The organism is Aeromonas sp. ASNIH4, from assembly GCF_002934425.1.
In the GTDB taxonomy this organism is placed as follows: Bacteria; Pseudomonadota; Gammaproteobacteria; order Enterobacterales; family Aeromonadaceae; genus Aeromonas; species Aeromonas hydrophila.
The window spans coordinates 4197314-4208476 of the sequence record NZ_CP026217.1 but is presented as its reverse complement, the minus strand read 5'-3'; the positions used below and the strand labels follow the sequence as shown (position 1 = coordinate 4208476).

Annotated in this window: 11 protein-coding genes and 1 riboswitch; of the genes, 7 read left to right on the top strand and 4 right to left on the bottom strand. The window is 62.2% G+C overall.

What is annotated here, in order from left to right:
• The first annotated feature begins 101 nt into the window (after nucleotides 1–101).
• The 4 genes from C2U40_RS19650 (at nucleotide 102) to C2U40_RS19635 (ending at nucleotide 3785) form a co-directional block, all read left to right on the top strand.
• Nucleotides 102–308 (top strand): bacterioferritin-associated ferredoxin, encoded by a 207-nt coding sequence (locus tag C2U40_RS19650; protein ID WP_016352142.1) that lies wholly within the window; start codon nucleotides 102–104, stop codon nucleotides 306–308.
• A gap of 142 nt (nucleotides 309–450) precedes the next feature.
• Entirely contained in the window at nucleotides 451–930 is a 480-nt protein-coding gene (bfr, locus tag C2U40_RS19645; RefSeq protein WP_011707537.1) for a bacterioferritin, read from the top strand.
• Between the two features lie 202 nt (nucleotides 931–1132).
• A complete protein-coding gene (locus tag C2U40_RS19640) occupies nucleotides 1133–3238 on the top strand; it encodes a DUF885 domain-containing protein (protein ID WP_103827092.1) in 2106 nt (701 codons plus the stop codon).
• 88 nt (nucleotides 3239–3326) lie between these two features.
• On the top strand, nucleotides 3327–3785 hold the full coding sequence (locus C2U40_RS19635) for a methylglyoxal synthase (protein WP_010635987.1): 459 nt from the start codon (nucleotides 3327–3329) through the stop codon (nucleotides 3783–3785).
• A 60-nt stretch (nucleotides 3786–3845) separates the two neighbouring features.
• On the opposite strand, the gene C2U40_RS19630 is transcribed toward C2U40_RS19635, so the two are convergent.
• On the bottom strand, nucleotides 3846–4433 hold the full coding sequence (locus tag C2U40_RS19630) for a superinfection exclusion B family protein (protein WP_010635988.1): 588 nt from the start codon (nucleotides 4431–4433) through the stop codon (nucleotides 3846–3848).
• A gap of 193 nt (nucleotides 4434–4626) precedes the next feature.
• Nucleotides 4627–4734, top strand: a riboswitch (yybP-ykoY riboswitch).
• Between the two features lie 88 nt (nucleotides 4735–4822).
• Here C2U40_RS19630 and C2U40_RS19625 point away from each other — a divergent pair.
• The gene (locus C2U40_RS19625) at nucleotides 4823–5809 is read left to right on the top strand and encodes a sodium:calcium antiporter (RefSeq protein WP_258040484.1); all 987 of its coding nucleotides are present in this window, start codon (nucleotides 4823–4825) and stop codon (nucleotides 5807–5809) included.
• 90 nt (nucleotides 5810–5899) lie between these two features.
• Here the strand turns inward: C2U40_RS19625 and ansB are convergent, their stop codons facing one another.
• From ansB to C2U40_RS19610, 3 genes are all read right to left on the bottom strand, one after another.
• Complete coding sequence (gene ansB / locus C2U40_RS19620) at nucleotides 5900–6958, bottom strand: L-asparaginase 2 (RefSeq protein ID WP_011707533.1); 1059 nt, start codon at nucleotides 6956–6958, stop codon at nucleotides 5900–5902.
• 132 nt (nucleotides 6959–7090) lie between these two features.
• The gene (locus C2U40_RS19615; RefSeq protein WP_024944793.1) at nucleotides 7091–7285 is read right to left on the bottom strand and encodes a heavy-metal-associated domain-containing protein; all 195 of its coding nucleotides are present in this window, start codon (nucleotides 7283–7285) and stop codon (nucleotides 7091–7093) included.
• A gap of 219 nt (nucleotides 7286–7504) precedes the next feature.
• The gene (locus C2U40_RS19610) at nucleotides 7505–8455 is read right to left on the bottom strand and encodes an AEC family transporter (protein WP_077095217.1); all 951 of its coding nucleotides are present in this window, start codon (nucleotides 8453–8455) and stop codon (nucleotides 7505–7507) included.
• A 138-nt stretch (nucleotides 8456–8593) separates the two neighbouring features.
• Here C2U40_RS19610 and treR point away from each other — a divergent pair, with 138 nt between their 5' ends.
• Together treR and treB are read left to right on the top strand one after the other, a co-directional pair.
• Nucleotides 8594–9541, top strand: a complete 948-nt coding sequence (gene treR / locus C2U40_RS19605; RefSeq protein WP_011707530.1) for a trehalose operon repressor TreR — start codon at nucleotides 8594–8596, stop codon at nucleotides 9539–9541.
• A 191-nt stretch (nucleotides 9542–9732) separates the two neighbouring features.
• Nucleotides 9733–11163 (top strand): PTS trehalose transporter subunit IIBC, encoded by a 1431-nt coding sequence (treB, locus tag C2U40_RS19600; RefSeq protein WP_181014719.1) that lies wholly within the window; start codon nucleotides 9733–9735, stop codon nucleotides 11161–11163.

Sequence of the window (11163 nt, the reverse complement as noted above, 5' to 3'; positions counted from 1 at the left end):
GGGTGATGGCTGGCAAGCGGGGGATCTTATTACCAATCGTTATTTGCACTACGAACCATTCTCATTTAGATTTCATGGCAATCCAGCATGAGGTAAACACTATGTACGTCTGTTTGTGCCGCGGCATCACAGATTCCCAGATCCGCAAGGCGGTACAGGCAGGCAAGACCGAGTTTCGCCAGCTCAAGCAGTCGCTCGAAGTGGGTGCCCAGTGTGGCAAATGCGTGCGCATGACCATGGAGATCATCGCCGCCGAACTCGACAAGGCCGAGCTGGAACAGGCGCCGCTCTACTACGAGGTGGCCTGAGCAGGGCTTGTCGCCGGCAAAACCGGCCCGTCTTTTCAATCCCTTCCCGCAGGCGAGCTGGCTCGCCGGACCTCTTGTTGTCACTTTTCTGGACTAAGCTCTAAGGATCTCGGCCTCAGGCACGAACCAAGGAGCACTGTCGATGAAAGGAGATCCCAAGATCATTGCCCACCTCAACAAGGTGCTGGCCAATGAGCTGATAGCCATCAACCAATACTTCCTGCACGCCCGCATCTACGATGACTGGGGCCTCAAGGCGCTCGGTCACAAGGAGTATCACGAGTCCATCGATGAGATGAAACACGCCGACGAGCTGGTCAAGCGGGTGCTGTTTCTGGAAGGACTGCCCAACTTGCAGGATCTGGGCAAGCTGCGCATCGGCGAGACGGTGGAGGAGATGCTGCGCTGCGACTTGTCGCTGGAGATGGATGCCATCCCGGACCTGAAGGTCGCCATCGCCTACGCCGAGTCGGTGCAGGATTACATCAGCCGCGACCTGTTCCAGGAGATCCTGGAAGACGAGGAGGAGCACGTGGACTGGCTGGAGACCCAGCTCGATCTCATCGATCGCATCGGACTGGAGAACTATCAGCAGTCCCAGCTGCATCACGGCGGCTCCTGAATAGTTATGGCATGAAAAAACGATTAAAAAACCCGCTGCGGCGGGTTTTTTAATGTCTGGCTGCATAGCTTTTCATGATGCTTATCACCATGAAAAATAAGCTTATTTTTGTTAATCAGGTCGCAAAAAAGTCCGCGGGAGAGATGCACTATTGGAACCCCTTATTGGGGACAAACAATAACAACGGTTAAAGGACTACACCATGCACTTCTTGCCCAACAAGCTGGCGCTGGCTTGCGCCATCGCACTCTCGCTCGCTGCCTGCAACGACAACAGCTCCAACGCCCCGGCGGATCCCGCCGCCACCAAGGCCTCTCTGATGCAGACCATGGACGAGGCCCTGCGCGAAGGCCAGGCGCTCGACCCCTACGGTTTTGCCATCGATGCCGCCAGCATCGCCAAGCGCAAGGCCCTCGACAGTTCCCTGCTCAAACGGCTGGATGCCCTGGACTCGAGCGTGTTGAGCGAACGGGACCGGTTGTTCTACGACATGATCCGCTGGGATCTGCAGATCAACCTGGCGGGTTACGATCTGCCCCAGTCCCAGATCCCGATCCATCACTTCCGCAACCGGGTGGTGGATCTGGCCGATGAGGTGGGGGCTGCCCCCGCCAGTGGCAGGGCCGCCCGCACCGTCGAGGGTGGCTTCGACTACTTCGAGCAGAGTTCGGCCGAGCGGGTCGCACCGGGAGATGCCGCCTGGCGGCGCGATATCGATCGCCCGGCCGCGGCACCGGTTCCGGCGAGCAAGGCGAGGGCCGCGATCGCACCACTGGCCTGGTATCAGGAGCACCTCACCTGGCTCAAGGCCTATGACGGCTACCTTGCCGAGGTGAAGCACCAGTTCGAACTGGGCAGCGCCCAGGGCAACACTCTGCCGGACGAGCTGGTGGACCGGCTGCTGGCCCAGCTCAACAGCAAGCTGGATGGGGAGGCGATCGCCGGCGCCTATCTCGGCTGGCAGCAACTGCCGGGAGAGGCGGACGAGGCGCTGCGCAGCGAGTACAAGGGGGTGCTGGACAGCATCAACGGCCGCTATCTGGCGCTGCGCGACTACCTGGATTACCAGCATGGCGGCGCCTATGCGGTGCGCCTTGGCAGCGGCGAGTGCGACGACGGTTTCTGCGGCATGACCAACGGGCGCGACTGGTATCGCTGGCTGCTGAAGAAGCACACCACCACCGACATGACGCCGGAGCAGGTGCATGCGCTGGGGCTGAGCGAGGTGGAGCGGATCTTCGGCGCCATGGTCAAGGTGTGCCATACCGTCGGCAAGTGTGACAGCGACGATGTGGCCCAGAGCAAGCAGAGCGGCCAGATCTACGCCTTCTTCCGCTATCTGAACGAGCCGGCCTTCTTCTATCAGAACCCGCTGGCGGTCTGGTCCGCCGGCCTCAACCCGGACAATGCAGCCGGGGCGACCCTGAGCGGGCCGCAGCAACAGGCGCTGGCCGAACACGAGCGTGCACTGCAGGAGTACAACGCCTTCAAGAGCAAGGCGGCGCTGGTGCTGCTGGACTTCTTCGATGCCGAGCGTACCATTCCCAAGCTGGATTACGAGGTGGTGCCCGTCTCCTATGAAGATGCGCCATACGGCGGGGTGGCCTGGTATCAGGACGGCAACCCGCAGACGGGCCGCAAGGGGCAGTTCTTCCTCAACACCTACTACCCCTATGGTCTGCAGAGCTGGAACATCAGCACCCTGCTGGCCCACGAGGCGGCGCCGGGTCACCACTTCCAGATCACCATAGCCCAGGAGCTGGCCGCCAAGGATCCCGACTTCCCGCAGTACGTGGCGAACGCCTCCTACACCGCCTATGCGGAGGGCTGGGCGCTCTACACCGAATACCTGGCGGATCACGACATGGGGCTCTATCAGGGGCGCGGTCTCTATGATCCGGCGGTGGGGGACGTGAAGGTCGAGGGATCGTCCGCCTTCAACAACCAGCTGCAGTACTTCGGCCGCCTCAACGAGGAGATGCTGAGGGCCATGCGGCTGGTGGTGGATACCGGCATCCACTGGTATGGCTGGAGCCACGACCAAGCCGTCAACTACATGAAGGAGAACTCGGCGCTGGGGGCGGGGGACATCAGCTCCGAAGTACCGCGTTACATGGCCTACACCGGCCAGGCGACCTCCTACAAGGCGGGCCAGCTGGCGCTGATCCGGATGCGGGAGTCGGCCGAGCAGGCGCTGGGCACAGGCTTTGACCTCAAGGCGTTCCACCACCATGTGCTGGAATACGGCATGCTGCCCATCTCGGTGCTGGAGCAGAAGAACAAGCAGTGGATTGAACAGTCGAAGTGATCACAGTTACGGCGCCCGGCAAGGCAACGGGCGCCGCTTTCGATTAGGATACGGCTCTATTCAAACAACACTGCTACGGATGATGTCCATGGAACAGATCGCCCGTGAGATGGCGGCCCACAAGCGAGTGGCGCTGGTGGCTCACGACAACATGAAGACCCCCCTGCTGAACTGGGTGATGCGGCGCAAGGAGGAGCTCAAGCTCCACCATCTCTACGCCACCGGTACCACCGGCACCATGCTCGGCAAGCAGGCACAACTGCCCATCACCTGTCTCTTCTCCGGCCCCATGGGGGGCGACCAGCAGCTCGGCGCCCTGATCGCCGAGGGCAAGATCGACGTGCTGATCTTCTTCTGGGATCCCCTCAATGCGGTGCCCCATGATCCGGACGTGAAGGCCTTGTTGCGCCTCGCGGCAGTCTGGAACATCCCGGTCGCCACCAACGAGGCGACCGCCGATTTCATCATGGACAGCCCCCATATGCGCCAGGCGTTCAGCGTGCAGATCCCGGACTACGCCGGTTATCTCAAGGCGAGAACCCAGTAACGGGGCAGAAACGACAGAGCCGGCCAAGGGGCCGGCTCTTTTTATTGGCGGGAACGAAGATCAGCGCTGAAAGCTTTTCTGCGCGAACTTGGGTCTGGCATTCATGATCTGTTCTACCTGCTCGTCGCTCATCTTGCCGCGCGACAACCCCAGCACCTTGTAGGTGAGCAGCGGCCGGGCTGGCAGGGCAATCATCAGGGCGCGGATCTGGTTCTCGTCCTCTTTCTCGCGCACCGGTTTGCCATAGGCATAGGTCAGTACGCCGGCATCCATCAGGTTTTTGACGGCAGGCTCGGTGATCGGCAAGTTTATGACGCTTTTACGTTGCAGCACGAACTCGCGCAGCACTGCCTTCTCGTTGAAGTCGAGAAAGGAGATCATCTGGGCCAGCTGATCCTGCTGGCGGCGGGACTGCCACTCGTCGCAGGCCCACTCCCAGGCGATCAGGAAGCCCTGACTGCAGAAGTAGGAGATGGCGATCAGCATGCCGACGCCTAGCCAGGCGGCGTGTGTGGCGGCCCACTGGCTGACGGCCCCCTTCATCAAACCGGCCGGAAACAGCAGGATGATGCTGCAGCAGAGCAGCAGCCAGACCATCAGCCAGTTGAGGCGGTTCAGTTGATAGAAATGTTGGATCCACCGTTTCATCGTTCACCCTTCCCAAATCAGTGTGGACAGTAGTCATCTCATAGCAAACGGTGTGCCAAGGCGAAGCGTTCGCCGGCAGGGGAGTGGATCCGGACGGCAAAGCCGGTGGGGGACGGTTACATTCCCTTACAACTTGTTGAGCGAATGATCATTAGTTTGCCTTGTGAGGTGGCGCTCAACTTGGTAAAAAGCCCGCACTGTCATAGGGGAGTAGCAACCCGCCCGTGATCCGGGCAGGGCTCATGTCAACATTCTTGGATCCTCAGATCCATGGCATGGGCGGCGATGGTATCCATCGCTCTGCAAGACCTTTGGCCTCGATATGCAAGCCAGCCGGGCGAGCCGTATCGGGTCCATTGGTTGTTCTGCTCGCCTGGCGGTTACTCATCATGCTGATCACCCTGCTGTTATTTCTGCTCTCTGCCGTCACCATCTATCTGGCCTGCGAATATTTCGTCAACGGTATCGAATGGACCGGCCACCACTTCAAGTTCTCCCAGAGTGCCACCGGCTCCCTGCTGGCGGCCCTTGGCACCGCCCTGCCCGAGTGCATCGTCACCCTGACCGCATTGCTGATGGGGGATGCCCCCGCTCAGCAGCAGATCGGGATAGGCGCCGCCCTCGGCGGTCCGCTGGTACTCTCCACCATTGGTTATGCCGCCGTCGGCGTGACCCTGCTGCTGTGCATGAGCCGCGAGCACAGGGCCATCGATGGTGAGGTGCAGCGCGAGATAGGCCTCGATCAGACCTGGTTCGTTGGTATCTTCCTGGTGGCGGTGGCCCTCGGCATGGTGGCCTTCACCGGTAAAACCTGGCTGGCCCCGCTGTTCGTACTGGTGTATCTGGTCTATGTGCGGCGTGAGCTGAAACAGACCGACAGCCACGAGGTCGAGTTGCCAGAGCCCCTCAAGCTGGATCCGGGCGCCGAGATCCCGGCGCTCGGCAAGGTGCTGCTGCAAACCCTGGTGGCGCTGGTGGTGGTGGCGTTGGCGGCCCAGCTGTTCGTTCACCAGCTGGAGAGCATGGGCGAGCTGTTCGGCCTCTCGCCGGTGCTGGCGGCCCTGTTGCTGAGCCCGGTGGCGACCGAGATGCCCGAGCTGATGAACGTGCTGATCTGGGTGCGGCAGGGCAAGCACCGGCTGGCGCTGGCCAATATCTCGGGGGCCATGATGATCCAGGGCACCATTCCCAAGGCGTTCTGCCTGTTGTTCACCCCCTGGCTGCTGGACAGCACCATGATGGTCTCCTCGCTGGTGACCCTGCTGGCGGTCGTGCTGTTGTGGTGGGGGTTCAGTCGGGAGCGGATGACGGCGGGCAGGCTCGCCTGGGTGGGGCTGATCTATCTTGGCTTCTGCGGCTGGCTGATGGCGAACTGAGGCACCAGCCATACCAGATGCAAAAGGGCGGGATCTTGTCCCGCCCTTGTTGTTGTCATCACCCCATGCCGGCCGATGCCGGCAGGGCGGTCAGAACTGCTGGAACCAGCGCTGGATCTGGGCCGGATCCTTGCTCTGGGTGAGCGAGAGCATCAACAGGATCCGTGCTTTCTGCGGGTTGAGGGTCTCGGCGGCGACGAAGCCGTACTTGGCGTCATCGATCTCGGCATCCAGAGTGGTGGAACCGGTCGGCACGCGGGCGGAGCGCACGACCCGGATGCCGTCCTTGCTCGCCTTGGCCAGGGTGTCGAACAGGGTGTGGTAGAGGTTGCCGTTGCCCACCCCGGCGCTGACGATGCCGTCGAACTTGGCATCCACCATCGCCTTGGCCGGCAGATCGGTGGCATTGGCGTAGCTGTAGACGATGCCGACCTGCGGCAGCTTGTCGAGCTTGCTCACGTCAAACGGGGTCTTGCTGGTGTGCAGACGGGCTGGGCTGCGCTGATAGTCGATCTTGCCGTTGTGGATGTAGCCGAGCGGGCCGAAGTTGGGGGAGGCAAAGGTCTGCACCCCGGTGGTGTTGGTCTTGGTGACGTCGCGGGCATCGAGCACGGTGTCGTTCATCGCTACCATGACGCCACGCCCCTTGGAGGCGGGGTCAGAGGCGGTCACCACGGCGTTGTAGAGGTTCATCGGGCCGTCGGCGCTCATGGCAGTGGAGGGGCGCATGGCGCCGACCAGCACCACCGGCTTGTCGCTCTTGACGGTCAGGTTGAGGAAGTAGGCGGTCTCTTCCATGGTGTCGGTGCCGTGGGTGATGACGATGCCATCCACGTCATCCTTGGCCAGCAGCTCGTTGACCCGCTTGGCCAGCTTGAGCCACACCTCGTCGTTCATGTCCTGGGAGCCGATCTTGACCACCTGCTCACCCTGCACGTCGGCCACGTTCTTCATCTCGGGCACGGCGGCGATCAGCGTCTCGATGGCCACCTTGCCGGCCTCGTAGTTGGACTGGGTGGCAGACTGTCCCGCCCCGGCAATGGTACCGCCGGTGGCCAGGATATGGACGTTGGGCAGGGCCATGGCCATCGGGGAGAGGGTCAGGCCGAGGACGGCGGCGAGCAGGGTCTTGCGGATCGGGAGAGTCATGCAGCAAATCCTTCTGAGGTGAGAAAAATTGCAGCAAGTTTGCGCTTTTTGTTGCCGGGGTTTGTGATGACTCTCACCAAAAAACAGCTGGGTACAGAATTTTAACCTGTTTTATACCTATATAGAGATAATTTAACTCGCTGAGAAGCCCTTGGCTTCGATCAGGGCGATCAGCTCGGCCTTGCTCAGTTCGCTCTCGATGACGGCCTTGCTGCTGGCAAAGTCGACGCTGGCGCTGCTGACGGCAGGCTGGGCCAGCAGGGCTTTTTGCAGGCTGGCGGCGCAGCCACCGCAGGACATGCCGGAGACGGTGAGTTCGATGGTCATGGGATATCTCCTCTGTTGATAGGCAGTCAGCGTAAAGCTGCCGCCCGCGGCAAGGTCAAGGGGTGATGAGGGAGTGAGGGGTAGCCCGTTTGCTGCTGGCTAGCCCATCAGACCCAGGTAGTTCATCAGGGCGGCGCCCAGGCTGGTGCTGACCAGAGAACCCAGCGTGGTGGTGGCGATGATGATGATTGCATGGAGGGCCAGCACGTTTGCTGCTGGCTAGCCCATCAGCCCCAGGTAGTTCATCAGGGCGGCGCCCAGGCTGGTGCTGACCAGAGAACCCAGCGTGGTGGTGGCGATGATGTTGGCTGCCAGCACGCTGTCGCCCCCCATGGCGCGGGTCATCACATAGCTGGCGGCGGCGGTGGGGGTGGAGCTGATGAGAAACAGGATGCCGAGCGCCTGCGGGCTGAAGCCCAGTGCCCAGGCCCCCATCACCAGCAGCACCGGGATGCAGAACAGCCGGTTGGCGGTGGCCCAGCCGGTCAGCAGGGCACCCCCGCGCAGGGCCTTGAGGTTGAGGCTAGCGCCGGTGCAGAGCAGGGCCAGCGGCAGGGTCATGTTGGCGAAGTAGTTGCCGGTGGTGATCACCAGCTGGGGCAGCTCGATGCCGAGCAGGCCGAAGGGCAGGGCGGACAGAATGGCGATGATCAGCGGATTTTTGGCGATCCCCTTGAGGATCGGCTTGATCCCCTTGCTGCCCCCCAGGCTGCGGGTCAGGGTGATCACCGCGAGCACGTTGTAGAGCACGGTGACCGAACCCACCAGCAGGGCGGCGGCGCCGATCCCCTCGGCGCCATAGGCGTTCTGTACATAGGCCAGCCCCATGATCCCCATGTTGCCGCGAAAGCTGCCCTGCACGAAGATGCCTCGCTGGCGCCGCTCGGGAATGAAGCGGGCTGCCAGCAGCTCCAGCACCAGAAAGCCGGTGAGGGTGCCGAGCAGGCCGTAGAGGATGAGCCATGGGCTCGGCATGGTGGAAAAGTCGGTGCGCACCATGCTGAGGAACAGCAGGGCGGGCAGAGTGACTTGGAACACCAGGCGGGAGGCGGACTCGACGAAGCTGTCGGGCAACAGTCCCAGCTGCTTGAGCCAGATGCCGAGCAGCAGCACCACGCAGATGGGGCCCGTGATGGAGAGGGAGAAGTGCAGACTTGCCAACAGATCCATAATACGCGTCCTGTGCGATGGCGAATGGCACGGCGTTCGCTGGGCCAAAGGGGCATTCTAACGCCATGGGCTTGTATTCACAGGGGTTAATCACAACAATGTGGGCAATTCCACCGCCGAGCCCCTGTGAGCCACTTCATGGACAAAAAACTGACCATCCTCGATATCGCCCGACTCAGTGGTGTCGGCAAGTCGACCGTCTCCCGGGTGCTCAATCAGGATCCCAAGGTGAAGCAGGCGACCCGCGACAGGGTGGAGCAGATCATCGCCGAACACGGCTTCGTGCCGAGCAAGTCGGCGCGGGCCATGCGCAGCCAGAGCCAGCAGGTGGTGGGGATCATCGTCTCGCGGCTCGACTCCAGCTCGGAAAACCAGGCGGTGCGCGGCATGCTGGAGACCCTCTATCAGCGCGGTTACGACGCAGTGCTGATGGAGAGCAAGTTCTCCCCCGCCAAGGTGCAGGAGCATCTGGCGGTGCTGGAGCGGCGCGGGGTGGATGGCATTATTTTGTTCGCCTTCAACGACCTGGACTATGCCGCCATGGCGCCGCTAAGGGATAAGCTGGTGCTGGTCGCCCGCGATCACCCCGGCTTCTCCTCGGTCTGTTTTGACGATGCCGGTGCGGTGCACACCATGCTGGACCAGCTCGCCGCCCGCGGTATTCGCGACATCGCCTATCTGGGGGTGGATACCAGCGACCTCACCACCGGTCAGCGCCGGCTCGACGCCTACCTCGGTTACTGCGCCGAGCAGGGGCTGGCGGCGCGCAGTGCCCTCGGTGATCTCAGCCTGCAGAGCGGCTATAGGCTGGCGGGAGAGCTGCTCACCCCGACTACCGGCGCCCTGGTCTGCGCCAGCGACACCCTCGCCATCGGCGCGGCGAAATACCTGCAGGAGCAGGGGCGCAGCGAGGTGCTGGTGACCGGTCTTGGCAACAACCCCATGCTCAGCTTTCTCTTCCCCAACGCCCTCAGCCTGGATCTGGGCTACAAGGGGGCGGGCGAGCAGGCGGCCCGTCAGCTGCTCGGCCAGATCGAGCAGGATCTGCCTCCGCTGGCGACCATAGCCCCCAGCCACCCTCTGTGATTGCCATCACCTAGTCCTGCACAAAAAATGTGCTTTTTGTGAGCTCGGCCACGAAATGGGAACGTTCCCATTTTGATCTGGCCAGATTGTCGGCATGCTAAATGGGAACGATACCAAAAACGCTCGGGCCCACTGACTGGCCCAAAAGGGCGACGCAGACCAATATCAATGGAGTCACAGAGGGAAGACTCATGTCCAAGATCAACGCACAACACCTGGCCACGCTCATCGACAAGATCGGTGGCAAGGAGAACATCGCCACCGTCAGCCACTGCCTGACCCGGCTGCGCTTCGTCCTGAACGATCCGGCCAAAGCCGACAGCAAGGCCATCGAAACCATCCCGGCGGTGAAGGGCAGCTTCACCCAGGGTGGCCAGTTTCAGGTGGTCATCGGCAACGAGGTAGAGCAGTGGTACAAGGCGCTGACCGAAGAGATCGGCGTTAGCGGTGGCAGCAAGGAGGCCGCCAAGCAGGCGGCGCGCCAGAACATGAATCCGCTGGAGCGGGGCATCTCCCATCTGGCGGAGATCTTCGTGCCGCTGCTGCCCGCCATCATCACCGGCGGTCTGATCCTGGGCTTTCGCAACGTCATCGGCGACATCAAGATGTTCGACGATGGCACTCACACCCTTACCGAGATCAGCCAGTTCTGGGCTCAGGTGCATGCCTTCCTCTGGCTGCTGGGCGAGGCGATCTTCCACTTCCTGCCGGTGGGCGTCTGCTGGTCTGCGGTCAAGAAGATGGGCGGCTCCGAGATCCTGGGCATCGTGCTCGGTATCACCCTGGTCTCCCCGCAACTGATGAACGCCTACGGCATCGGTCAGCAGACCCCCGAGGTGTGGGACTTCGGCCTGTTCGTGATCCAGAAGGTGGGTTATCAGGCCCAGGTCATTCCGGCCCTGCTGGCGGGGGTATTCCTGGCCTGGGTGGAGACCAACCTCAAGCGCATCATTCCGGCCTATCTCTATCTGGTGATCGTGCCGTTCGTTTCGCTGCTGCTGGCGGTGATCGTGGCCCACGCCTTTATCGGCCCGTTCGGTCGCTGGTTGGGTGACGGTGTCGGCTTCGCTGCCAAGGCCGCCATGACAGGCTCCTTCGCTCCCATCGGTGCCGCCCTGTTCGGTTTCCTCTACGCGCCGCTGGTCATCACCGGCATCCACCACACCACCAACGCGGTGGATCTGCAGCTGATGCAGAGCATGGGTGGCACCCCGATCTGGCCGCTGATCGCCCTCTCCAACATCGCTCAGGCTTCTGCAGTCGTCGGCATCATTCTGATCAGCCGCAAGGAGAACGAACGGGAGATCTCGGTGCCTGCCGCCATCTCCGCTTACCTGGGGGTGACCGAGCCGGCCATGTACGGCATCAACCTCAAGTACAAGTTCCCCATGCTGTGCGCCATGGTGGGCTCCAGCCTTGCCGCCCTCATCTGCGGTTTCGCCGGGGTGATGGCCAACGGCATCGGGGTAGGCGGCCTGCCGGGCATCCTCTCCATCCAGCCGCAATACTGGGCCGTTTACTCCCTCGCCATGCTGGTCGCCATCGTGGTGCCGGTGGTGCTGACCCTGCTGGTCTACAAGCGCCAGCAGGCGGCCGGCAAGCTGGCCCAGGCCAGCGCCTGA